This window comes from Paenibacillus hamazuiensis (assembly GCF_023276405.1).
GTDB lineage: Bacteria > Bacillota > Bacilli > Paenibacillales > NBRC-103111 > Paenibacillus_AF > Paenibacillus_AF hamazuiensis.
On the sequence record NZ_JALRMO010000001.1, the window covers coordinates 3,006,769 to 3,032,532 of the forward strand.

Genomic DNA, 25,764 nt, shown 5'->3' on the forward strand with positions numbered 1-25,764 from the left:
GTTCCTGACAATGAAAAATCGTTCCCGCTTCGCTTCTTATTTGATACACTATTCATGTAATCGAACAATTGCGAACAACTAGCAGGGCCGACCCGCACTGCGAATCGGCTCCATGGTTAGGCTGAACTACTTCATTTTTTTCCACTCGTCGACTTGCTTCTGAAGTTCGGCTACGATTTTGTCGGCACCGGCCGATTTGAGCTGAGCGATGAACTGCGGGTAATCCTTGCCGAGATCCATCAGTCCCAAATCCAGCGCCTTCATGTATTTTTCGGTTACGGCCGTTACCTGTGCGATTTCCGTCTTAATCGGCTCGAGGTCGGCAGAGAAGCCCATCACAGGAGAAGCGGCAGCACTCGCATTCAGCTTTTTGGTTTGCTCCCATACATCCGCCGGCTGACCTTTTAACAAATAGGCATTGAAGGTGGTGCCGAGCTCCCACGGCGTCCCCGGGTTGTAATTGCTGCCCTTCACCGGCTCGATATAATCACCGGATTGCTTCGTATAATGCTTGCCTTCCATACCGAAGTTGAGCAAATTGTACAGCTGTTTATCCGTATACAGCAGCTCCAGAAATTCCAGGGCACGCTCGGGGTTTTTCGAGCTTCGGTTGATTCCGAATAGTGTAGAGGTCACGCCCGAAGTGGCGATATGGAAATCGGAAAGCGCCGCACTGACTCCAGGGAAGCCCCTGACCAGTTCATATTCGGCATCGCCGCCCGGCTTATAGGTGCCGCCCGTCGAAATCGCAATTTTCTTCTCATTGAGCAAACTTGTGGCATCGGTAATAGCCAGCATTTTGTCTCCGCCCAAATACCCCTTCATCTGCCAATCCCGCTTTAGCTCTATATAGGATTTGAATTCGTCGGATTCATATTGATTGAACACCTTCAGGTTCTCAGGCGTGCTATCGAGACGGATCGCGCCAGGCACCTTGTCCCCGGCCAGAAATTCCTGCTTGTGGTATTCGCTCAAATGTATCCACGAGGAGGTGAACGGAACCGGGATCTTATCCTCTTTCATCCGCTCAAGCACCGGCTCCAGCTTGCGCAGATTGAACTTCGCTCCGGCCAAATCGATTTGATATTTATCTGCGTATTCCTTCGGGACGGTGATATGGGAGGATCGGGCAAAAATTTGCTCGTTGATCACTCCATAGATCTTCCCATTGATTCGCACAGCATCCCAATATCGCTTGTCCACGCTGGCATACAGCTTTGGTGCGTGCTTGGGCAGCAGCTCGTCAAGCGGCAGGAATCCGCCTTTGGCCGTGTTCTGGCGGTAGTTGTTGATCCAGTTGGAGGTAAAAGCGATATCGTAAGGCTCACCGCTTGCCATCAGCACCTGCATCTTCTTGTCATAGTCGCCCCAGTTGATGCCATTGAACTTCACGGTTGCGTTGATCTTCTCCTTGATGATCTTATTTGCCGCCGCGTATACTTCGTCTTGTTCCTTCTGAGGATAAGGTCCGACAAAATACATGCTCAGCTCAACGTACGGCTTGCCGTTATCCGCAGGCTGAGCAGGCTTGCCTTGTTCGACAGGCTTCGCAGCGGTGCACCCCGCGAGCCCTACGGCCGCTGTCATCGATAACAGCAGAATCGTTTTCAATTTCAAGTAATTGCCCCCCGTGATCATACCTCATTACCTCCCAATTGATGTATATTAATCCGGTCATTTCCGGGATTAACCTTATCCTTTGACCGCACCTACCGTCAAGCCTCGGACGAAATGCTTTTGAAAGAAGGGAAATATCAATACCATCGGCCCGACCGCAACGACGGTCATGGCCATACGGAGACTTTCCGTCGGCAGCTGCCCCGCCTCAATACCGCTTGGCATCGTACTAATCCCGCTGCTGAGGAACATCACATTGTTCATCATGCGGGCTAGCAGATACTGCAGAGGGACGAGCTTCTCATTATCGATAAACAGCATGGCAAGCCACCAGTCGTTCCAATACTGCAGAAGTATGAACAGCCCCACTGTGGTTAAGGCCGGCTTGCATAAGGGCAGGATGATGCCTGCGAAAACTCGGAACTCGCTGGCACCGTCGATTTTGGCCGCCTCAATCAGGGATGACGGAATTTGCTGCATGAAGGTTCGCATCAGAAAAATAAACCATACATTCGCCAAATACGGTAAAATCAGCACCCAGAACGTGTCGCCGAGCTGAAGCAGCTTTTTTATCAGGATATACCAAGGCACAAGGCCGCCATGAAACAGCATGGTGAAGAACAGATAGAACGCCATAGGGCTGCGCCAACGATAATCCGAACGGGACAACGGATAGGCCACCATGGCAATAACCGCCAGGCTTAGGAAGGTCCCTACGACAGCCACTCCAATCGAGACGGTATAAGCATTCAAAATCTCCCCGGGGTTGGCAAAAAGAAGCCGGTACGCTGAGAAGTCCAATGTTCTGGGTATCAAGGCGTAACCGAATTCCGCCAAGTCGGTCTGCTTGGAGAGCGATATGGAGATGAGCGATACATAAGGAACGACGCATACAAGTGCTATCGCCATAAGAACCGAATGACCAACGAATGTAAACCATCGCGGTGTGATATTCATAGCAGGGTGATACTCCTTCCTTACGGTTTAGAACAAGGCATTATCCTTGCTGTATCTCTTGACCAGGCCGTTGGCAAGCAGGATCAGGACGAAACCGACGAGCGATTGGTATAAGCCGGCGGCTGCGGACAGTCCGATATCCCCGGTAAACCGCAGCGAACGGAAGACGTACGTGTCGATAACCTCCGTCACATTGTAGAGAAGCCCGATATCCCGGGGGACGAAGTAAAACATGCCGAAGTCCGCATAAAAAATACGTCCGATTTGAAGCAGCACCATAATGATGATCAGCGGCGAAAGCAAGGGCAATACGATTCGGCGAATGATCTGCAGCTTGGTAGCGCCGTCTATGGCGGCCGCTTCGTAATACTCCTTGTCAATGGCAATGATCCCGGCGTAGTAGATCAAGGTGGAGTAGCCTGCTTGCTTCCAAATATTGGATAACAATAAAATATAAGGCCAATACTTGGTTTCCGTATACCAGGCTACAGGCTTCTGACCGATGCTCTTCAAAAACGAATTGATGAGACCCATGTCATTCTCCAGAAACGCATAAAAGATAAATCCGACGACGACCCAGGATAAGTAATAAGGGAAAAACATGGCCGTCTGATACCACTTCAGCAAAAAGCGCTGCCGGACCTCGTTAAGCAAAATGGCGAACAGGACCGATGCCGCGAGAACGCTGATGATAAACATCAGGTTGTAACCGAGCGTATTGCGCGTAATGACCCATGCCTGATTGGAGGTAAAGAAGAAGGCAAAGTTCTTCAAGCCGACCCATTCGCTTCCCAAAATCCCCAGGTCGAAACGGTAGTTCTTAAACGCCAGAATAATGCCGAACATAGGAACGTAGTTGAACAGCAGTACGAGCACAAGCACAGGCAGGCTGAGCACCGTTAGCTCCCATTGAGTCCGGGCATTGTAGCTCCGTCTCCTTCCTTGTCGTATCGTTTTTGTTACGGAAGATTTGATTGTTTGATCCAAATGGCCTCACTCCTTTCTTTCTGAGCCCATCCTAACGGATATTGCGTCATCCGGCTATTTCTCAATTCGAACATAAGTGTTGAAAAAATACTTTGGACCTAAAAAGAAGTCCCGCATCGCTGCGGGACTTTAGGGTGCTGCCTATTTAAGATGATACTTGCGATGTCAGTCGAAGCAAGATGTCTGCCGCCTGCTCGGAGATGTGCTTGCCGCGCTGCGCTTGCACCTCTTGCTTGAACGGTTGAAGTTGGCCATGCTCCAGCTTGTTGATCAGGCTGTCAGCGATACCCGCGTTGTCAATTCGGCCTTCCGTATGGAATCGACGAACCAGTTGTTTCAGCGTCGTACTCGATACGCTGACTTGGAAGCTGCTTGCCGAAGTGGCCTGATTACCGGCCAGGTCCGATCCGGTAATGACCAGTTGATGTTCTCCCGCACCTATCGTATACAGAGGGATCACCGCACCGTTGATTACCGGCTTGCCGTTCAATAGAGCGGAGGTTTGTGCCGGGTCCACTCCGGATAGATCGTCGGTAAGCGTGAAGTCAATCGTCAGATCCTGATGTATGCCGTAGCCGGTTGCCATCGGCGATGAGATTCCAATGACAGGCGCTTTCGAATCAATGCGAAGGGAGAAGGTCTTCGCTTCTTCTTGATTCCCGAATTCATCGATGCTGTAAAACTCCAGTTGATGCGTACCGTCAGTCAAATTCAGCGGTTGAGCGTACGTTGTCCAGCTACCGCCGTTGTGACGGTAGACGGTATTTGTCACGCTGCTCTCCTCGTCCGCCGCTGTAAGCGCGAGTATGACGGGACCGGTCAGCCAACCGTTACTTCCTGACAGCGGAGAATCATACACAGCCGCTGTCACAGGAGCTGTCATATCAGCGGGCTTCACAACGGTATCCGCCGCATTGTAGATGCAGCTGCTGGCCGATGCTTGACGATCATCGCTAATCAGGACGTACCAATCGGCATGCTTCTGTACCGCAGCGGCCGGCAGGAGCGCCTCATAACGGCCGTTGGCCAGACGAACCGCATCGACGGCAACCCAGCTGCGGTTCACCCAAGGTTTATCCCCGCCGCTGTAGACCAGTTTCGCTTGAGTTATCGCTGCTGCCCCACTCGCTTGGAATGTGATCTTCACATCCTGATTAGCCAGGCGCTCCGTTGAGATGACGTTGACCTTCGGTAAAGGGGCTCCGGCGCCCTTCAGATGATAATCGAAGAAGAGCCTCTCTTGTGCCGCAGCATTCGGCAGCGAGCTTAAGGAATGATTCGCGTTCGGAGCGAATACTTGATTTTTCGCGCCCGGGATCCGATCCAGCGTCTTCATCACAGCGGTCGGCCAGAAGTAGGTATCATTCGACGCTGCCGCCAAATAAAAGTCCGCTTTGATATGATCGGCCCGTCTTCCCGCGTCCAGATCGCGAAGCCAATTGGCTTTCTCAACGGAGCCCTTGTTATCAAGAAGACCGGCGAAGTAGGAGCCGCGGTCGTAGAATCCGCTTCCATAGATGGAATACGCCGCCTTCACTTGATCACCCAGAAGCGAGCTGAGCAAGGTTGCCGAATACCCTCCCCAAGACAAACCGCGGATACCCAGCCGGTCCTGCTTCACCCCAGGCTGCGCCTGCAGCAGATAGAAGCCCTGCAGCGCCGCGACCTCCCCTTCGAAGATGGAGCTGATCCCAGCGTTCGGAAGTGCCGTTAGCTGCTTCGCACCATACGGTTCATTTTTCCACAAGCCGGTGGACGGCGTTACGCATGTCTTGGGATCGGTGATGCCCGGCAGCTCCGGCGTAACCGCGACATAACCGCGCTTGGCGTAATCGATAGCGAGCGCATCCTGGGTGCATTCCGTGCCTCCATGCAGGATGAGTACACCGGGATAGCTGCCGGCGGCGGCAGGAGCCGCAATCACTGCATACACCTGATTCGATCTTGCCGCGTCAACGTCCGACTGATAGAGCACCTTCGTGACCTTAACGGCTCCCGACTCCGCTGTTGTTTCACTTAGCACCTGGGTAATCACAGGCGCCGTTCCCATCAAAAACGGTTGGAAGATATCCGGAGTGGCGGGAGGTGTTATAGGCATGGTATCCGTGATCGTCAAATCCATCGCGACGGATTTTCCGTTATACGATCCGGTAACCGTAATCTTGCCGCTGCGCAAGGCCGATGCTTGACCATTGGTCGCTACAGCCGCCGTACCTTGATTCGTAGAATTCCATGTCACTCTGGCTGCAGGTATGTCTTCGCCATCGATCCTCGCAGCCAGCTGCATCCGATCGGTCACATTCATCGTCTGCTCCCGATCTGCAGACAGCACGCGGAACTCCTTGAAGCCGCCCGACTCCGCTGCCGTTTTCTGAATGCGGACATAACGGTACGTGCCCGGATCCGTGACCGCATAGCTCCAAAGAGGACCCGCAAACGGTGTGGACCCAATCGTTGCAAGTAGAGCGGCAGCGGCGAAGTCTTCCGTATTCGAGCCGAAAATTTTATAATTGCGTGTTTCAAAATCGAGGGTCGTTCCCGGAGAAGCACCGTCTCTTGGAACGATCTGCAGCTTATCGATCCGCCGGGAGCTGCCTAAATCCACTTGCCAGTATTCCCCGTTGCGCCATTCGGATACCCATACGGAGCCGGTATTGCCGTCATTGCCGTTCTGCGGCGCATATTGCGGATTGTTGTTGAGATAACTGGAAGCTTTGACGGGCTTGCGATCGGAAATCGCAGCATACAAGGCATCCGTCGGCTGAGGAACGATGCCCCACACCTCAAATTCAGAGAAGCCAAGACTGCTGTTTGCCACCTGCTTCTCTACTCGAATATACTGGAATTTCTCCTGCACACTGACGGGCAGCACCAGCTCATACAGCTGGTTGGTCGTAAGATGCTCCGCCAGCTTCGCCTTCGTACTGAAATCCTCCGTATCGGAGCCGTAAACCGTTACGTTCGCCGACTCGTAGGCGGTGGTATTATAACGTGCTTTCATTCGAATCTCCGTCACTTGAACGGATGTCCCCAAATCCACTTGGAACCATGCCGGATTTTGGCCCCACGTGCTGTACCAATGCGTACTGTCGCTCTGGGCGGCATTGCCGTCTACCGCTCTAGGTGCCGCATCCGGGTTGGAGGAGGCGCTCACGGGTCTATTCAACGCGAAATTGCGCAGCTCCGGGTTCCACGCAGCAGCCTTCATCTCCGCAATGCCCAGCCCTTCCCCTGCCGCGGTCTTCGCGATGCGGAGATATCTGAAGCTTTGGGCAGCACTTGGCTTCAACACAAGCTTCTCCTTGTAAGGCACTGCATCCGCTCCGCGAACGCCAAGCACCTGATATGTGGCAAAGGTAGGATCGTTGGAGCCTCTCACCTCGAAGCTTCTTCGTTCGCTTGGCGTATCGTTGTCGATTGGGAACGTCAGCTCCAGCTCACTCACCCGAATCCCCTGCCCGAAGTCCACCTGCCACCAGCTTCCTGCTTCTCCTGCAGCAGAGCGCCAGAAGCTAAGCACCGAAAGGTCGTTGGCTTTACCGGGGGTATACGCTTCCCCTGCGTTGCTGGAGGATGAGGCTGCCCTGCCCGCCGCTGAATTCACCACCCCACTTGCCGCAGTGAACGAAGGAAAAACCTTGCGGAGCGGCACCAGCACCTCGGGCACACCCGCACGCTTGCTGTTCTGAGGGCCTGGAGCCGTGCTGCCGTCTTTCAGTTCTTCCGTGAGCTCTTTCACAAGGGCGATTTTATCAAGGAATGTCTCGATATCTCCTCGAACACCTTGCAATGTCAGCGTATATTCACCGGGCGTATCAACTTGTACCGTCAGCGGAGACCCCGCATCCGTTTTCTGTACAAAGGCAAATTCTATCGGCAAGCTCACGGCCCCAAGCAACGATGGACCGAAGGAAGCGACGATCTTCCCGTCCACGCTGGCTGACTTGCCCCTGATCAGCAAATGGTAAGTACCCGGTGATTGAAATTGAATACGGTACGATACCGTTGGCTTCCCCTGAGGGTACGTCTCGGTCCGCTCAATCTCCTTGACCTTGGTCATCAAGGTAAACTTGGAGGCAAATCCGCCGAACCAGCCCAACACGCCGATAAAGGAGAAATCCGCTGCCTCTAAGCCCTTATATCCGGTATAGTCCTTCGCATCAAAGACTACACGGCCGTTCTCCTCCAGAAAAGGTGCCTTCAGGTCATCTTCCCGAATAATCGTTGACCTCGGCTCAAAGCTGAGGGACTGCACATAGTTGATACCCGAGCTTCTCACATTCGGACGAGGCTCTTGCGGAAACGTTTTCACATGGGCCAACAGATCTTGATACTCCGGCTCGATGCCCGCTTGTGCAATGATCTGCTTCGCCTCCGCAGGCCAATCCGCTGTCGGATGAATATGTACCTGCTCCACCTTGACATTTGGCCCCGGTTTGTATTTCACCACGTTGCCGGTCGTGGTATACAGGTTGCGAATCAGTACGTCATCCACATTGTTCAGATTGTAGGCCAAATAGTCGCCGCGCTCGATGTCGAGCACATTATCGGTATCGACAAATCCACGGCTGCCCTCATCATGATACAGAGCAGCCGTATTGAAGGGAGAGAACACGTTTTTTACATAATTGTTCTTAAACGCGGAATTCTCATGACGGCTCAGGGAATAGATGGCCGCCCCGTCCAGTGACTTACGGGAAAAATTCATGATCTTATTGTATCCAACGGTGGTATTCTTCAATGTCGTCGCATTCTTATTCCAGCCCCAACCGATGGAAATCCCCGAATAGTTGACGCCGTCTATGTCGTTGTGTTCGATGTTGATCGTGTCGCCGTACAGGGTTGTGATGCCCGGAGAGCCCGTGTAATCGACCCCGATTTCCCTAAGCACGTTATTCGAGATTGTAATGAGGGTGGGCAGCTCCTCCCCCGGTTGGTCAATCTCATTGTTGGCTGTGTTCCCCACATTCACCGCACCGCCGGCGATATCCTGAAACACATTGCCGCGCACCGTCAAATTGCGCAGTCCATTCTCGGCGTTAAGGGCGCTGGCACCGATATGCTCGATAACGTTCCGCTCCAGCACGACATTGTCAGCATAATTGATGTTCAGGGCGGCCGGCAGCATTTCCGCGTATGCCCCTTTCTCCGTCACTCTGAGCGTAGCCTGCGTATGTGCATAACCCTCCGTATTCACGGCATGCCAGGCAGCGTAGCGGAATGTAAGGCCGCGAATCTCTACGTTTTGAATTTTATTCGCCGCGGACGAGCCGGAGAGATTCAGCAGCTTCTCCGCCTTCGGCACCACCACCTCGGCCTGTTGAAGATTGATGCCTTCCTGCGGGAGATAGTACAAATACTTCGACCGCTTGTCAAAATAAAATTCGCCGGGCTCATCGATGAATTCGAGCGCATTCTCCAAATGCGCCCATGCATTGTAGCTCATCTCAAAGTTAAACTTCGTCAAGTAGTTCGTAATATAAGGCTCGCGAAGCGTGGCCTTCGTCCACGGGAGGTCGATCTCCATCTTCTCGACAGGCAGCATGTAGGTCCGCCAATTGACATTCTGAATGTATAAGAGATCCTCCGGGTGTGCGATGCCCTGTGCCGGGAGATCCTCGGTGTCCAGCATAAAGCTGCGCTGGGTACCCTCTATGGCGGCGGATTGTATATTGGCCGATCGGGAACGCTGCTGCTTCAGGCCGTTGACATACAGCTCGCGGGCATCGCTCAAGGCAGGAAGTTTAGTACGATAAATCCCTTGCTGGTAGAGCTCCCACCCGTCTTCAACCCGGACGCCGCCATCCAAAATGGGTTTCTCGCCCGGGTAAGCCTCGTAAATCACCTTGTGTCCGTTTTTACCTGAATCCGCTTCCGTGAGCGTAAACGGTTCATAGAGGGAATACGTTCCCTCTCGGAGGTAGACACGGATGTCACCCGATGCAGAAGCCGTCTTGTCCCGAACGACCTCTTTCGCCTTATCAAGTGTGGCGAATGGCGCCGCTTCCGTCCCCGGGTTCATGTCGCTTCCTGACGGTGAAACATAAAAAGCTTGCTGGCCAGCCGGCTCTGCCGCCCATGCAGGGTTCACTGTCCAAGGGAGAAGTGAAGTCGTCAAGAGTAAGGCTAATGCCCCGTTCAGGAAACGGCTTCCATTTGAATACCTTCGACTCTTCAACAATACAACAACCTCCTTTTTTTTCATCACTTCCGCTCCAATGAAACATACATCTACCCCCATTGTATACTTCTGGATTCGACTGCAACTGTTTCAGGCATACATTTGCTTCGCCCATACTTCCGAGACGGGAACTGATTGTTTCAATGATAATAAAAAAAATAGACCGGAACTCCTTATCAATTAAGGAATGCCGGTCATATTCATTATGCTATAAATTGTTACCGAGCAACTCCGACGCAAAAAAGCGCCGGGGAACTACGGATAAACCGTATTTTCCGGCGCTTTTTCTTCATTGTGAAATCACGTTCACTCGCTGTACATCGGCAGGCTTTCCGCTTTGCCTTCTTCGACCGTAATTTTTTCCGATACGGTATCGCGAATGACGGACATGACGAGCTGCAGCAAATAATTGATATCTTCCTGCGATTGACGGAATTCGTTCACGATCGGAATTTCGTCGAGCTGATCCTGCAGCTCTTCGATTTCCTTCTCGATTTTCTCGACCATCTGCTTGTTTTTAAACGTCGTCTCGAAAGCGACAATTTCCTTTTGCTTCTTCTTAATGGCGCTGATCAGCTTCTGAATATGGTCGTTGCCGGCGATTTGCTGCTCCGCTTTGCGGAAAAACTGCACTTCGTTCGAAGTGGAAATCAACTCCGCCAGTTCTTTGGCCTTCGCTAAAATATCTTCCCTTACGATTAATTCCGTATTTGTATAGTGCTCCATGGAAGCACATGCATGCTGATGATCTGACACCGCGGTCACTCTCCTACACCTGACTTGGTTTATTAACTTTTTACCGGCGCCTTTACAAGCTCGCCTTTGATATAAAACGTCGGAGCTTCGACGATTTTCACATGAACGAATTCGCCGACCAGCTCTTTACCGCCGACAAAATGAACCAGTTTGTTCGTACGCGTCCTTCCCGCCAATACTTCGGGATTGTTTTTGCTTTCGCCTTCGACAAGCACCTCTACGGTTTGTCCGAGCAGCTTTTCGTTGCTTTTCTTGCTAAATACGTTGAGCGTGTCATTGAGCCGCTGCAGGCGGGCCACCTTCACCTCGTAAGGAATATTATCCTCCATCTCGGCAGCAGGCGTTCCTTCCCGCGGGGAATAAATGAATGTAAAGGCGCTGTCGTAGCCGACCTCTTTGACGAGCGAAACGGTATCCTCGAACTGCTCCTCCGTCTCTCCCGGAAATCCTACGATAATATCCGTCGTGAGCACTACATCCGGAATCGCCTTTTTGATTTTAGCTACCAGCTCCAGATAATGCTCGCGTGTGTATTTGCGCGACATCCGCTTCAAAATCTCGTTGTTGCCGGACTGCACAGGCAGGTGGATATGTTCCATCAGGTTGCCTTTTTTCGCCAGCACTTCGATCAAATGATCGTCGAAATCGCGCGGATGCGACGTCGTAAAGCGCACACGCGGAATATCGATCTTGCGGATATCATCCATCAAATCGCCGAAGCGGTAATTGATATCCTCGAAGTCTTTGCCATAAGCATTGACGTTTTGCCCAAGCAGCATGATCTCCTTGAACCCTTGACGGGCCAGATCGCGCACCTCGGCGATGACGTCTTCCGGTCTGCGGCTGCGCTCCTTGCCCCGGGTATACGGGACAATGCAGTACGTGCAAAACTTGTCGCAGCCGTACATAATATTGACCCATGCCTTGATGCCTTCCCGCTTCTTCGGCAAATTCTCAATGATGTCGCCTTCCTTTGACCATACTTCAACAACCATCTCTTTGCTGAAATACGCTTCTTTGATCAGATGCGGCAGACGATGAATGTTGTGCGTGCCGAAAATCAGGTCGACAAACGGATGTTTCGTCGTGATGCGGTTCACAACCGCTTCTTCCTGCGACATGCAGCCGCACACGCCGAGAAGCAGCGACGGCTTTGCGGTTTTCAGATGCTTCAGGTGGCCGAGCTCGCCGAACACTTTATCCTCGGCATTTTCACGAACCGCGCACGTATTCAGCAAAATGATATCCGCCCGCTTCCGGTCATCCGTAGGCCGGTAGCCCATCTGCTCGAGCAAGCCCATAATCGTTTCCGTATCGTGCTCGTTCATCTGGCAGCCATAGGTTTGGATCAAATAAAACTTATCTTTCCCGAGCTCCCGCAGCTCTTCGGGTATATCAAAATCATAGTGAACCGTGATGTCCTCTTTCCCCCGTTTTTTGGCGTCTGTCAGAGAAGGAGGCTGGAAATATATCGAATAATCCTTTTCAGGTTGTTTCGTCATCGATGAAATTCCTCCTAGAAAACTGCAAATTCAATATTTAATTATAACACGTTTGCAGCTTTCTTTTCAAAGAGAGAATTCACTCCAAAATAACCGCAATATCCCCGGTTTTCGTTCCCGCGGCATTGGCTTCGTCCGTATCGATGTGCATATCGAGAGCGAACTGGTCGGAAACCCGGGCAATCACATCTTCGAAAATAAGCGGCCGCTCACCGTTTACTTTTACCCGCAGCCTCGCCTTGTCCTGTATGCCCCATTTGGCCGCATCGCTTGTATGAAAATGAATATGGCGCGCCGCGACGATGACGCCTTCCTGAAGCTCCACCTCGCCAGCGGGACCGATCACCTTGATTCCCAGTGTGCCGGCAATGTTCCCGGATTCGCGGACCGGTGCATTCACGCCCAGCACGAACGTATCCGTTCGCGAAACTTCAAGCTGGCTTCTGCCGCGGGCCGGCCCCAGGATGCGCACCGTATCGAATTTGCCCTTCGGCCCGACGACAGCGACCGTTTCCTTGGCGGCAAATTGCCCGGGCTGGGATAAATCCTTAAGCACCTGAAGCTGATATCCTGCCCCGAATAAAATCGCGATATGTTCCTCCGACAAATGAATATGACGCGCCGAAACGCCGATAGGCACCTCTTTCATAAAAAAAGCCCTCCCTCTGCATTCAAAAAAAGAATATGGAAAATTATGTACTAACCGTATTATTGTTTCTATTATAAGATCAAATAAACCATTTGACAGTGAAAAAAGGCACACGGTCGCCCGTATGCCCTCTCCATCGGAGATTTATTTAAATTCCGCAACCAATTTTTCGAACTCGGCTTCGGTAATTTTAATGTTTTGCTTAGCCAGCGCTTCCTCTTTGAACCCAACAACAAGATCTTCGTAGCTCTTTTTGCTCTTATCTTGATAAATAAGGCCTGTGAGCAATCCGTTCGTTTCCATGATCTTCGTCATTGCCATAACACGGTTCGACGGGTCGTAATCCGGCATTTCTTCCAGATCGACGATGTTTTCTTTGAACCAGTCGTACGTATTGATCTTGTTGAACGTGACGCAAGGGCTGAATACGTTGATGAAGGAGAAGCCTTTGTGTTTCATGCCTTCTTCGATCAGCGTCGTCAGCTGCTTCAGGTTGCTGGAGAACGATTGCGCCACGAAGGTCGCGCCTGCGGCCAACGCCATTTCCAGCGGAGACAATGCCGATTCGATAGAACCGGCCGGCGTGCTCTTCGTCTTGAAGCCTTCAGCGCTTCGCGGCGAAGTTTGCCCTTTGGTCAAACCGTAAATTTGGTTGTCCATTACGATATACGTGATGTCGATGTTGCGGCGAATTGCGTGAACCGTATGACCCATACCTATGGCAAAGCCGTCTCCGTCACCGCCTGCAGCGAGAACGGTCAGCTCGCGGTTAGCCATTTTCAGGCCTTGTGCGATCGGAAGAGAGCGGCCGTGTACGCCGTGGAAGCCGTATGCATTGATGTAGCCGGAAATACGTCCGGAGCAGCCGATACCCGATACGACAGCTAATTGTTCAGGTTCGAGACCCACGTTCGCAGCGGCTCTTTGAATGGCGGCTTGTACCGAAAAGTCACCGCAGCCCGGGCACCAGTTTGGTTTAATATTATTACGGAAGTCTTTTAATGTTGCCATACTGGACTCAACTCCTGACAATATTTAGTGATTTCAGCCGGCAGGAACGGATTGCCGTTGTATTTCAGCAAGTTTTTGATTTTGTCGCCATAGCCGACGTTCAGCTTGATCAAGTTTGCCAGCTGTGCGGTCGCGTTGTTTTCGACAACGACGATTTGCTTCGCTTTTTCCAAATAAGGCTTCAACTCCGCAGCCGGGAACGGATGCAGCAAACGTACGGTAATGTGATTTGTTTTCACGCCCTGCTTCTCCAAGCGGCCTCTTGCTTCGTCGATCGTACCGCCTGTGGAGCCCATGCCGATGATCAAAATGTCCGGCTGCTCGTGAGGAGCGTCTACCAAGATCGGATTGTTCACCTTCACGTGCTTCAGCTTTTCCATCCGCTTATCCATCATCTTCTTGCGGTTCTCCGTGCTTTCGGACGGACGGCCTTCCTGGTCGTGCTCAACGCCGGTTACATGGTGGATGCCGTATTTTTGGCCCGGAATAACGCGCTTGGAAACGCCGTCAGCCGTGAATTCATAGCGCTTGAACAGCTTGTTCTCTTCCAGCGCAGGAAGTTCGCCGGTTTGCAGTGCGCCGCGGTCGATGACGATTTTATTATAGTCAAGCAGCTCGCTGGATTGTTTACCGAGCGACAGCTGCAAGTCAGTGAGCAAAATGACCGGGCATTGGTATTTCTCAGCCAGGTTGAACGCTTCAATCGTGTCGTAGAAGCATTCTTCAATAGTTGAAGGAGAGAGTACGATTTTCGGGATTTCGCCGTGCGTACCGTAAATCATCGCATTTACGTCGGACTGTTCTTGCTTCGTCGGAAGACCCGTACTTGGACCGCCGCGCTGCGTATCTACGATAACAACAGGCGTTTCGGTCATACCCGCCAGGCCGATCGCTTCCATCATCAAGGAAAGACCAGGACCTGCAGAAGCCGTCATCGTACGCACGCCGCCGTAATTACCGCCGATAGCCATCGTAACGGCTGCGATTTCGTCTTCGGTTTGAATGACCGTTCCGCCGAACTTCGGCAGCACTTTAATCAAATATTCCATAATCTCGGAAGCCGGTGTAATCGGGTATGCAGGCATGAAACGGCAACCAGCCGCCACTGCGCCAAGTCCGATCGCATCGTTGCCGATGATGAACAGCTTTTGCTTGCCGTCCGCAGGCTCCAATTGGAATTCCGGCAATGGACCGCCATTCAGCTCAAGCACGAATTCTGCCGCTTTGCGTACCGCTTCGATGTTCTTCTCAACGACAGCAGGACCTTTGCGTCCAAATTCTTCTTCCACCGCTTTATTGAATACTTCCAGCGGCAAACCGAGCAATGCCCAAGATGCGCCCGAAGCAGCCATATTTTTAAACAAGGATGTTCCGAGCTCTTCCGCGATTGCCGTAATCGGCACCGGGAACAGACGCGCTTTAATGCCTTCAGGTATAACCGGGTTAAATTTTGCGTCGGCGACGATAACCCCGTTTTCACGAAGCTCGTGTGCGTTCAGATCGATGGTTTCCTGGTCGAAAGCAACAAGGATGTCCAGATCGTCGGAAATTGCGCGAATCGGCTTTGTGCTGATTCGGATTTTGTTATTCGTATGGCCGCCCTTGATCCGGGACGAGAAATGACGGTAGCCGTACAAATAATAACCCAGACGATTCAATGCGGTGGAGAAAATTTTGTCGGTACTTTCCACGCCTTCCCCTTGCTGTCCACCGATCTTCCAAGATAATTGGCTAATCACCGTTGTCCACTCCTTTTGACATGTGCACTCACATTAAACAACTGTTAAGTATGCCCTGCATGCGCTTCATAAAAACTTATAATAAAAAATTTCTTTCAGTTGTCACACAAATTTTATGACTTTGCCGATCAAAAAGCAAGTATTTTCGTCTATTCCAAAACATAGTATTTTTAGATGAAATCGATATCGAATTGAGATCGTTTTTTGAAAGAAAAATCTCATTTTCAGAATCGTTGGTCAAGTTTACTCCGGAAGGTTTTTTTCCAGAAAGCGGTACCAGTTCCCCCATAAAAACGCTTCGATTTCCGAAGCTTTGTAATGCTTGCACAGCTCATCAACCAGGTTCCCGTACCTCCCCGCATGCTCCAATCCATGAACCCATTCCTTAATTCCGTCAAAATCGGACCCGAAGCCAAGATGATCCGCGCCGCCGAGCGAGCAAACATGATCGATATGCCGCAAAATATCCGTTATCCGGGCCGGCCCTTCGCTGCGGACAAAATACGGAACAAAAGTGATGCCGATTGTGCCGTCCGCTTTAATGATCGCCTTAATTTGCTCATCGTTCAGATTTCGCGGGTGCGGGCATACGGCCAGCGCGTTGGAATGGGAAGCGATGAACGGTTTTTGCGACAGTTCGGCGAGTTCCCAAAATCCTTTGACGGACAAGTGCGATACATCCAATATGATGCCCAAATCATTGCATTCCTTAATAAACTTTTTCCCCCGGAGCGTAAAGCCGCCTTTGCGAGGTTCCATAACCCCATCCGCCGCCCAATTCGCATAATTCCACGTGATTCCGGCGAACCTGACTCCAAGCTGATATACAATGCGCGCATACATTTCATTCCCCGCAAGCACATCCACGCCTTCCAAGGATAAAATCGCACCATGCCGTTCCTTGGTGAATACCGTTCTCAGATCGGATTGGTTTTTGATCAGCGAAACCATCCCTTTTCTTTGTACCTTGCGATAAAAAATATCTATATATTCGAGCAAATGTTCGAAACCGGGGCGCTCCAAAGCTTCCGGCAAAAATAACGCAAAAAACTGCACCTTCACCCCTGCTTCGGCCATCCGTTCGTAATTGACGTCCAAATCGGGCTCATCTTGATAAAAATCGAGCTTTCTATTCACGAACATTTTCATCAGAGCGTCGCAATGCGCATCGATGATGGTTGGCACTGGAATCCCCTCCCGCTGTTTAGGCATAAAAAAACCTGTCTACAGGGTAAACAGGCCTTAAGTATCTATAAAGTTGCATATAACCGTTACCTGGGCTCCACGATGAGCTTTATTGCCGTACGGTCTTCTCCGTCGATGACGATATCCGTAAATGCTGGAACACAAATCAAATCAACCCCGCTTGGAGCTACAAATCCTCGTGCAATCGCTACCGCTTTGATTGCCTGGTTGAGAGCACCCGCGCCGATTGCCTGGAGTTCGGCTGCTCCGCGTTCACGCAGCACCCCTGCTAATGCGCCCGCAACGGAGTTCGGATTGGACTTTGCTGATACTTTTAATACTTCCATGTAAAGTACCTCCTCGGGAATGTTGATGAATTCCAGTACTAATCATATTCTAGAGCCCAATTATTAATTCCTTCTTCCCGAGAAGGTATTTTCTAAAAATTTAGAATGATGCGTCAATTTGTCGGCTGTTCTTTAATCAAACAGCACGTCCTCTTCGTAAATCCGGATCGTTTCCATTTTTTTGGCCAGTCCCGAAGCGTCGAGTTCGATAAATACGGCATGAAAATGCCATTTTCCTTCGTCGACAACGAATCGGACCGGCAGTCCCGTGCGGAATTTCTGAAGGACGCTTTGCCTCTCCATTCCCAAAATGCCGTCTCTCGGACCGACCATCCCGACATCGGTAATATATGCGGTGCCTTGCGGCAGTATGCGCTCGTCATGCGTCTGTACATGCGTATGGGTGCCGACGACCGCCGAAACGCGGCCATCCAAATGCCAGCCCATCGCCAGCTTCTCGCTTGTCGCCTCCGCATGAAAATCGACGAGTATATATTTGTATTTTTTCTTCCATTCATTTAAAATGTCGTCCGCTTTCTGGAAAGGACAGTCGAGCGGCGGCAAAAATGTCCGGCCCTGCAAATTGATAAGTGCCAGCTCTCCATCCTTGTTTTTGATCACCGTACAGCCTCGGCCCGGTGTCCCTTTCGGAAAGTTCGCCGGACGAATGAGCCTATCTTCGCTGTCGATGAAATCGAAAATTTCCTTTTGGTCCCACGTATGGTTTCCCATCGTAATCCCGTGAACGCCCGAATCGAAAAACTCCTTGACGATGCTGGAATTGATGCCGCGGCCGCCGGCGGCGTTTTCTCCATTCACGATCACCATATGAGGCGAATATTTCGCCTTCAATTTCGGCAGCATCTGTTTAAGCGCATTACGGCCGACCGCGCCGACTATGTCTCCAATAAATAAAACCTTAATAACTCTTCTCCTCCTAAAGTGTCCCCCAAAAGTGAAGCGCTCCTCCGAAGCTTACTCCTGTTACTTTTGGGGGAGCCCCCGATATTAGTTCCGTTAATTCAAAAACATTCATACAACGTGAAAAAGTGGCCGAATCAGCCACTTTTTCATCATACACTTGTTATTTAGCGTATTCAACCGCTCTTGTTTCGCGAATGACCGTCACTTTAATATGACCGGGATAGTCAAGTTCGCTTTCGATCTTCTTCGTAATGTCGCGTGCAAGGCGGAACGCTTCCGTATCGTCGATCTTGTCAGGCTGCACCATGACGCGGACTTCGCGTCCTGCCTGAATCGCGTACGATTTCTCGACGCCTTCGAACGATTCCGAAATGTCCTCGAGTTTCTCCAAACGTTTGATATACGTTTCGAGCGTCTCTCTTCTTGCCCCCGGTCTTGCCGCAGATAAAGCGTCGGCGGCTCCGACCAGCATCGCGATGACGGAAGTTGCTTCGACATCGCCGTGATGCGATGCGATGCTGTTGACAACGACCGGGTGTTCCTTGTATTTCTTGGCGATCTCTACGCCGATTTCCACGTGCGATCCTTCCACCTCATGGTCCAGTGCTTTACCGATATCATGCAGGAGCCCGGCACGTTTCGCCAATGTCACGTCTTCTCCAAGCTCTCCGGCCATCAAACCGGTTAAATAAGCAACTTCCATGGAATGCTTCAGCACGTTTTGGCCGTAGCTTGTTCTGAACTTCAGTCTGCCCAAAATCTTGATCAGATCCGGGTGCAAACCGTGAACCCCTGTTTCGAAAGTGGCCTGCTCTCCGTATTCGCGAATACGCTCGTCCACTTCCTTGCGGGATTTCTCTACCATCTCTTCGATACGGGCCGGATGAATCCGACCGTCCGCAACGAGCTTTTCCAAAGACGTACGGGCAATTTCACGTCGGATCGGGTCAAACCCGGATAAAATAACCGCTTCCGGCGTGTCGTCGATAATCAGGTCGATGCCTGTCAACGTCTCCAGCGCGCGGATATTACGGCCTTCACGACCGATAATTCGGCCTTTCATCTCTTCGTTCGGCAGCGCAACGACGGAAACCGTCGTTTCCGCCACATGATCCGCAGCGCATCTTTGAATGGCCAACGTGATAATATCTCTTGCCTTTTTGTCGCCTTCTTCTTTAGCTTGCTGCTCCAGCTCCTTGATCAGCTGTGCCGTTTCATGGCGCACTTCCTGCTCGACGTTCGTCAAAATAATTTGCTTCGCTTCCTCCGTCGTTAAACCGGAAATCCGCTCAAGTTCGGCAACCTGAGCTTTGTACAACTGATCGATTTGAGCTTGGGTTTCTTCGATACGTTTCTCTTTGTTGGCGACCTGCTCTTCTTTTTTCTCAAGAGATTCTAATTTTTTATCCAGCGATTCCTCTTTTTGCAACAATCGTCTCTCTTGTCGTTGAATTTCATTCCGACGCTCACGAATGTCTTTTTCAGCTTCGGTCCGGAGCTTGTGAATTTCGTCTTTCGCTTCAAGAACCGATTCTTTCTTCAGCGCTTCGGCTTCTTTCTTGGCCGCTTCCTTAATTTGCTCGGCTGCGTGCTCAGCGCTGGAAATTTTCGCCTCTGCAAGAGATTTGCGGATAAAATAACCAATCCCTAAGCATAGTACACCAACAACGAGAATGATTACGACCCAGATGCCAAGTGTCATCCAGTTCACCTCCTCGTTGATTCTCCAAGGGGTAAGCTTGGGATAAATCGGTTTTTTAATCCGTTTCCATTACGCTTACATTACATTTCACGAAAATAAAGTAAAAATTGGCGATTTTACTTTCCGAATCCTATAAAATGGGTAGGGATTCGTGTATAAAAATATACAATATTATTTTATATTTTGCTTGAGAACATTGTCAAGCGCTTCAAAATTCCAGTCGCCTTTTGCCTCTGTTTATTCATGTCATTAATAATTAATCTGATTAATCAAATTCAATTTCATCTGCATGCTCATCTTCGTCCGAATGCTGTTTATTCGCATGCAGGTTTTTTACCACTTGCGAAACAACACTGCCCGGGTACCCTCTTCGCAGAAGGAACGCCGCGATCTTCCTCTTCGCTTCACGCGACTGGTCGCTGCTGCGGTTCCATCTTTTCAAAGCCAGCTCGAGCGCTTGCTCATATTCGGTTTCAGGATCGATCTTTTGCAGCGCTTCCGTCGCCAGTTCCTTCGGGATCCCTTTGTGCAGCAGCTCCTGACGAACATACAATCTCCCTTTTTTTTGCGACATCACCCGTTGCTTCGTTAAGGAAACGGCATATTCGTAATCGTTAATATACCCCTCTGCCTTGAGACGCCGAATGATTTCTCGAGAAATTTCAGGATCGTAACCTTTGCCTGCAAGGCGCGATTGCAGCTCCTGCTCCGTCCGCAGCCGTCTCGATAACGCAAGGATGGCGGTTCGGTACGCCCGCTGAAGCTCATCCGCCTTTAATATTTGTTCGATCTGCCCGATATCCACAGCCGTGCCTTTAAACAGCTTATATTTGATTAATGTATCCTCATAAACTGAAAAAGCATATTTATCTTCAATGTAAATATTGTACCTTTCCTGCTGCTTTTCTTGCTTCTCGACCTTGGAAATCACTCCGCTTGGCTTGTCCACTTGCTGATCCTGATTCATTAAAAACCTCTCCAATAGTGAAAAGCACCTTTAACATATCTTAAAGGTGCTTCACGTTTACTTAGATTGTAAATTACGTTTATTCAAATGCAGCCAACAAATCGTCTTCGTTCTCTTCTTCCTCTTCATCTTGATTCGGACCCACGGTCGTGATCAAATTGCTGTTCTCGCGGATCTTCTTCTCGATCGCGTCGGCGATATGCGGATTCTCCTTCAAAAACTGCTTCGCATTTTCGCGGCCTTGGCCGAGTCTTTCGTTATTGTAAGAATACCAAGCTCCACTCTTCACGATAACGTCCATCTCGGTGGCGATGTCTACGATGCTGCCTTCGCGAGAGATGCCTTCCCCGTACATGATGTCGATATCCGCTTGTTTGAAAGGAGGCGCCACCTTGTTTTTGACGACCTTGATTCTCGTCCGGTTACCGACCATATCGTTGCCTTGTTTGATTGTTTCAACGCGGCGCACATCCAAACGGACCGAAGAGTAAAACTTGAGCGCGCGTCCGCCCGGAGTCGTTTCCGGGTTACCGAACATGACGCCGACTTTTTCACGCAGTTGGTTAATGAAAATTGCGATAACTTTGGACTTATTGATCGCACCGGACAATTTGCGGAGCGCCTGCGACATCAGGCGGGCCTGCAGGCCGACGTGAGAGTCGCCCATCTCCCCTTCGATTTCGGCTTTCGGCACGAGGGCGGCTACGGAGTCGATGACGATAATATCGACGGCTCCGCTGCGTACGAGTGCTTCGGCGATTTCGAGCGCCTGCTCGCCGGTATCCGGTTGGGACAGCAGAAGCTCATCTATGTTGATGCCCAGATTTTTCGCGTAAACCGGGTCAAGCGCGTGTTCCGCATCGATGAAAGCGGCTTGTCCGCCGGCTTTTTGCACTTCGGCAATCGCATGGAGCGCAACCGTTGTTTTACCCGAAGATTCCGGTCCGTAAATCTCAATAATTCTGCCACGCGGGAAACCGCCGATGCCAAGCGCGATATCGAGGGCGAGCGAGCCGCTCGGAATCGTTTCAACTTGCATATGGGTGGATTCGCCGAGTTTCATGATCGACCCTTTGCCGAATTGCTTCTCAATTTGCCGAAGGGCCATTTCCAGTGCTGCGCGACGGTCTGTCAAAACACTCACTTCCTTTTTCATTTATAAGTATATAATACCTTCTTTTTCGGACATTGCCAAGTATTTTTTCGAACATACATTCGCTTTTTTTGGCAAAATAAAAACCGTAACCAAGTTAGCGACTCGTTACGGTTCTTCCGTTTCATCAAATATACCACAATTTCCGTTTTTTTGCAACGCTCAAACTTGCTTCAGCACTTTCCATAATTGATAAAGCGCGTTTTTAGCCGACCTCAGTTTATTCGTTTCCCGGTTGCCGGAAAGTTTGAGCAATTCCACGTTCGTACCGCCGCTGTGGGCTACGGCGACATATACCGTTCCGGCCGGTTTGCGTTCCGACTCTCCCGGTCCCGCTACGCCGGTAATCGCCACCCCGAAATCGGAGCCCGTCGTAAGGCGAACGTTTTGCGCCAGCAAAACGGCCGTCTCCGCGCTCACCGCGCCGGGAGCGTCCGGACCTTCCATCAGCTCCATAGGGACGCCCAGCAGCTTGTTTTTGAGCCCGTTGGAGTAGCAGATGATTCCTCCGACAAAAGCTTGCGAGCTTCCCGGTATGGCCGTGATCAGATCGCCCAGCAGCCCGCCGGTGCAGCTTTCCGCGACGGACAGCGTCTGCCCTTTCTCCTGCAAAAGCCGAAGCACCGCTCGCTCGATCGGAATGTCCTCATCCGCATAGATATACTGCCCGAGCCTGCTGCGAATTTCCCGTTCCACGGGAGCGATCTTCTCGTCGGCTTGCGCTTCGCCCGCTGCGCGGGTCGTCAGCCGGATCATCACTTCTCCTTCTTTGGCATAAGGAGCGATTGAAGGATCCGACTGCGTTTCGATCAAATCAATCAGCTCGTGCTCCAGGTTCGATTCTCCAATGCCGATAAACCGCAGCACTTTCGAGAACAGCGGATTTACGCCGCCCATCTTTTGCCGTATCCATGGATTGGCGTAATTGTCGAACATCACTTTCATTTCCCGGGGAGGACCCGGCAGCAGTATGTAATGAGTGCCTTCGTGAGTAACCCCGACGCCGACGGCAAGGCCGTTGTCGTTCAGCAGAGGATCGCCGCCTTCCAGCATCAGCGCTTGTCTCGCATTGCTTTCTACCATCGGGATGCCGCGCGAGCGAAACAGCTCCTCTATCTTGTCCATGGACGGCCGGTGCATGACGAGCCGATCGCCGACAAATTCGGCCAGCACATCTTTCGTCAAATCGTCCTGCGTCGGGCCGAGGCCGCCGGTGCAAATAATAAGCTCGGCGCGATTTTTGGCGATGCTTAGCGCCTCTTTGATCCGACTCGGGTTGTCGCCGACAACGGTTTGAAAGTAAACGTTTACTCCGATATCCGCGCAGGCCGAAGCCAAATATTGCGCGTTCGTGTTGACGATTTGTCCGAGCAAAAGCTCGGTTCCGACCGCAATGATTTCCGCTTTCACGTATGTACCGCCCCCTACTTTTGCTCGTCGCTAAAATTGATCACATGTTTGTTTTTCACGAAGTAGTCGATTCCCGAGTAAATCGTGATGATTACGGCAACCCAGCTGGCAAATAGGTCAAAGCGGAAATTGATGAAAGCAAACGGGAAATTGTTAATCAATAGCGATATGATGGCGGTAATTTGCGCCGCCGTCTTCCATTTTCCCCATTTGCTCGCAGCCATGACAAGCCCCTCCAACAGAGCGATTTGCCTAAGCCCCGTAATCGCGAATTCCCTGCTGATGATCACGATGGCGATCCATGCGTCCAGCTTGCCCATTTCGACCAAAGATACCAAAACGGCGGAAACGAGAAGCTTATCCGCCAGGGGATCAAGCAGCTTCCCCAGATTGGTAACGAGCTTTCGCTTCCGCGCGATGTATCCGTCGAGGCTGTCCGTGCTGGCAGCGATAATAAAAATAAGCGCGGCGATGATTTGATTGTAGGTGATGCTGAACTGCTCCACTCTGATATGAGGAAATTTCACCTTGACCAGCAAAAAAAACATGATGATCGGCACCAAAAAAATCCTCGCCAAAGTGATCCGGTTGGCCAGGTTCATGCCACAACCTCCCCGGATAGGTCAAACTCAAACGAGTGAGTGATGCGTACCTTGGCCAATTGTCCGATGTCAAGTTTTGCCCCCGTAACGAAGACTTCCCCGTCGATTTCCGGCGCGTCGTATTGCGTCCGTCCTACGTACACGTCGTTTCGCCCGTCATAACGTTCGATCAGTACGTCAACGACCTCGCCGATCCGCTGTCCGTTGCGCTCTTTGGCGATTTCCCGCTGAATCTCCATCAGCGTATTGGCGCGGAACTCCTTCACGTCGTCCGGGATCTGATCCGGCAAACGCGATGCCGGCGTATCTTCTTCCTGCGAATAAGCGAAAACGCCGAGACGGTCGAACTGTACATCCTGTATAAACTGCTTAAGCTCTTCAAAATCCTGCTCCGTTTCGCCCGGAAATCCGACGATAATGGACGTGCGAAGGGAAACCCCAGGGATACGCTCGCGGATTTTTTGAATCAGCTCTTTGGAATCGCGCTGTCTGCCCGGCCTTCTCATCCGCTTTAAAATCGCATCCGAGCTGTGCTGCAGAGGCATATCGACGTACTTGCAAATTTTCGGATTCGCCGCGATCGTTTCGATCAATTCATCGGAGAAAAAGCCCGGGTACGCATAATGCAGACGCACCCACTCGATGCCCGGCACTTCGCTCACTTTATTCATCAGCGTCGGCAGCATAAAGCGATCGTACAGATCCGTTCCGTAATTCGTCGAATCCTGGGCGATCAGGCTGATTTCTTTGACGCCTTGCGAAGCAAGCTGCCGGGCTTCCTCAATCACCGCTTCCATCGTGCGGCTGCGGAATTTGCCGCGCATGATCGGAATGCTGCAAAACGTACATGCGTTGTCACAGCCTTCGGCGATTTTCACATAAGCGGTGTAACGTGGAGTCGTCACGCGCCGCGGCAGCGGCTGATCGTAGTTGAACACCGGATTGCCGACCAGGATCGGCTTCTTGCCGGCGAGCGCTTCGTCGATAATGTCGTTGATTTTATGAAAATCCCCGGTGCCGACGATACCGTCGATTTCAGGCATCTCTTTCATTAGCTCTTCCTTGTAGCGCTGGGTCAAGCAGCCGGAAACGATCAGCGCCTTTAGGTTTCCAGTTTGCTTCAGTTCCGCCATGTCGAGAATCGTATTGACCGATTCTTCCTTGGCCGCATCAATAAAACCGCATGTATTGACAATGATTACGGTCGCTTCTTCTTTATCGGCCACGAGCGTATATCCCCGCTGATCTACCAAACCGGACATAATCTCGGAATCGACCAAGTTTTTTTCACAGCCGAGCGTAACCACTTTCACTTTCTCTGTCATGTAAAGTTCCTCCACCTGTTCAAGCCTGTCTATACTGGATACAAGTATAATATACCGCGAGCTAGGGTGTCAAAAAAGAATCCCTTGCCCGGCAAGCCGTTACACAAGGGAAATACGCAGGTTATGAATCTATTAACGGAAATTGACAAATTGCAGCTCGAGAGGCAAATCCGCCTTGCGCAAAAGCTGCATCACCTGCTGCAGGTCGTCTTTGTTTTTGCCGGAAACGCGAATCTGGTCTCCTTGAATTTGACTCTTCACCTTCAGCTTCGAATCGCGAATGAGCACGTTGATTTTCTTCGCGTTATCCTGATCGATACCCTGCTTGAGCTTCACCCGCTGTCTTACCGTACTGGATGCGGCAGGCTCCACTTTGCTGTATTCGAGGTTTTTCAGCGAGATACCCCGTTTTGCCATCTTCGAGTGCAAAATATCAATGACGTTTTGCAGCTTGAACTCGTCGTCCGAGACGAGTACAAGTTCGTTCTTTTCGATCGCGATGCTGCTCTTGCTGCCTTTAAAATCAAACCGTGTTTCGATTTCCTTCAGAGCCTGGTTCACTGCGTTGTTCAGCTCCTGCATATCGAGCTGGGATACGATGTCAAATGAATTTTCACTGCTCATTTCAAGATCTCCTCTTCCCTTAAATATCCTTAATTGGCATTATACCAACGAAAAAGACACCCGTAAACAAGCGTGAGTGTCTTAAGTGGAGCTATGCCGGCCGGGACGATATATCGTCCATTGTTC

The 25,764-nt window shown here is 51.1% G+C and carries 19 protein-coding genes; all 19 read right to left on the reverse strand.

Going from position 1 to position 25,764, the window contains the following annotated elements:
- Positions 1-126: 126 nt before the first annotated feature.
- The 19 genes from MYS68_RS13220 to MYS68_RS13310 all read right to left on the reverse strand — a co-directional run bounded on the left by MYS68_RS13220 (position 127) and on the right by MYS68_RS13310 (position 25,638).
- Complete coding sequence (locus MYS68_RS13220; RefSeq protein WP_248926288.1) at positions 127-1,638, reverse strand: ABC transporter substrate-binding protein; 1,512 nt, start codon at positions 1,636-1,638, stop codon at positions 127-129.
- 54 nt (positions 1,639-1,692) lie between these two features.
- The gene (locus MYS68_RS13225; protein WP_248926289.1) at positions 1,693-2,574 is read right to left on the reverse strand and encodes a carbohydrate ABC transporter permease; all 882 of its coding nucleotides are present in this window, start codon (positions 2,572-2,574) and stop codon (positions 1,693-1,695) included.
- A 27-nt stretch (positions 2,575-2,601) separates the two neighbouring features.
- The gene (locus tag MYS68_RS13230) at positions 2,602-3,561 is read right to left on the reverse strand and encodes an ABC transporter permease (protein WP_248926290.1); all 960 of its coding nucleotides are present in this window, start codon (positions 3,559-3,561) and stop codon (positions 2,602-2,604) included.
- 145 nt (positions 3,562-3,706) lie between these two features.
- Complete coding sequence (locus tag MYS68_RS13235; RefSeq protein WP_420852118.1) at positions 3,707-9,802, reverse strand: discoidin domain-containing protein; 6,096 nt, start codon at positions 9,800-9,802, stop codon at positions 3,707-3,709.
- A 246-nt stretch (positions 9,803-10,048) separates the two neighbouring features.
- Positions 10,049-10,468 (reverse strand): YlbF/YmcA family competence regulator, encoded by a 420-nt coding sequence (locus MYS68_RS13240; RefSeq protein ID WP_248930903.1) that lies wholly within the window; start codon positions 10,466-10,468, stop codon positions 10,049-10,051.
- Positions 10,469-10,530: 62 nt separating this feature from the next.
- Entirely contained in the window at positions 10,531-12,000 is a 1,470-nt protein-coding gene (gene miaB / locus MYS68_RS13245) for a tRNA (N6-isopentenyl adenosine(37)-C2)-methylthiotransferase MiaB (RefSeq protein ID WP_248926292.1), read from the reverse strand.
- A gap of 79 nt (positions 12,001-12,079) precedes the next feature.
- Positions 12,080-12,649, reverse strand: coding sequence for a phosphate propanoyltransferase (pduL, locus tag MYS68_RS13250; protein WP_248926293.1), 570 nt, complete (start codon positions 12,647-12,649; stop codon positions 12,080-12,082).
- 144 nt (positions 12,650-12,793) lie between these two features.
- Positions 12,794-13,660: a 2-oxoacid:ferredoxin oxidoreductase subunit beta gene (locus tag MYS68_RS13255; RefSeq protein ID WP_248926294.1), complete on the reverse strand. Its 867-nt coding sequence runs from the start codon at positions 13,658-13,660 to the stop codon at positions 12,794-12,796.
- Entirely contained in the window at positions 13,648-15,399 is a 1,752-nt protein-coding gene (locus MYS68_RS13260) for a 2-oxoacid:acceptor oxidoreductase subunit alpha (protein WP_248926295.1), read from the reverse strand. The genes MYS68_RS13255 and MYS68_RS13260 overlap by 13 nt, the downstream gene beginning before the upstream one ends.
- Before the next feature lie 243 nt (positions 15,400-15,642).
- Positions 15,643-16,584: a dipeptidase gene (locus tag MYS68_RS13265; protein ID WP_338043572.1), complete on the reverse strand. Its 942-nt coding sequence runs from the start codon at positions 16,582-16,584 to the stop codon at positions 15,643-15,645.
- An 86-nt stretch (positions 16,585-16,670) separates the two neighbouring features.
- The gene (locus MYS68_RS13270) at positions 16,671-16,931 is read right to left on the reverse strand and encodes a stage V sporulation protein S (protein WP_005550495.1); all 261 of its coding nucleotides are present in this window, start codon (positions 16,929-16,931) and stop codon (positions 16,671-16,673) included.
- A gap of 132 nt (positions 16,932-17,063) precedes the next feature.
- Complete coding sequence (locus MYS68_RS13275) at positions 17,064-17,855, reverse strand: TIGR00282 family metallophosphoesterase (protein WP_248930905.1); 792 nt, start codon at positions 17,853-17,855, stop codon at positions 17,064-17,066.
- Between the two features lie 160 nt (positions 17,856-18,015).
- A complete protein-coding gene (rny, locus tag MYS68_RS13280; RefSeq protein WP_248926296.1) occupies positions 18,016-19,557 on the reverse strand; it encodes a ribonuclease Y in 1,542 nt (513 codons plus the stop codon).
- 265 nt (positions 19,558-19,822) lie between these two features.
- A complete protein-coding gene (locus MYS68_RS13285) occupies positions 19,823-20,524 on the reverse strand; it encodes a RecX family transcriptional regulator (protein WP_248926297.1) in 702 nt (233 codons plus the stop codon).
- 79 nt (positions 20,525-20,603) lie between these two features.
- Positions 20,604-21,659: a recombinase RecA gene (recA, locus tag MYS68_RS13290; protein WP_275983471.1), complete on the reverse strand. Its 1,056-nt coding sequence runs from the start codon at positions 21,657-21,659 to the stop codon at positions 20,604-20,606.
- A gap of 180 nt (positions 21,660-21,839) precedes the next feature.
- Positions 21,840-23,087, reverse strand: a complete 1,248-nt coding sequence (locus tag MYS68_RS13295; RefSeq protein WP_248926299.1) for a competence/damage-inducible protein A — start codon at positions 23,085-23,087, stop codon at positions 21,840-21,842.
- 14 nt (positions 23,088-23,101) lie between these two features.
- The gene (gene pgsA / locus MYS68_RS13300; protein WP_248926300.1) at positions 23,102-23,689 is read right to left on the reverse strand and encodes a CDP-diacylglycerol--glycerol-3-phosphate 3-phosphatidyltransferase; all 588 of its coding nucleotides are present in this window, start codon (positions 23,687-23,689) and stop codon (positions 23,102-23,104) included.
- Positions 23,686-25,014: a 30S ribosomal protein S12 methylthiotransferase RimO gene (gene rimO / locus MYS68_RS13305; RefSeq protein WP_248926301.1), complete on the reverse strand. Its 1,329-nt coding sequence runs from the start codon at positions 25,012-25,014 to the stop codon at positions 23,686-23,688. Before rimO ends, pgsA begins: the two co-directional genes overlap by 4 nt.
- A gap of 132 nt (positions 25,015-25,146) precedes the next feature.
- Positions 25,147-25,638: a YajQ family cyclic di-GMP-binding protein gene (locus MYS68_RS13310; RefSeq protein WP_248926302.1), complete on the reverse strand. Its 492-nt coding sequence runs from the start codon at positions 25,636-25,638 to the stop codon at positions 25,147-25,149.
- Positions 25,639-25,764 lie beyond the last annotated feature (126 nt).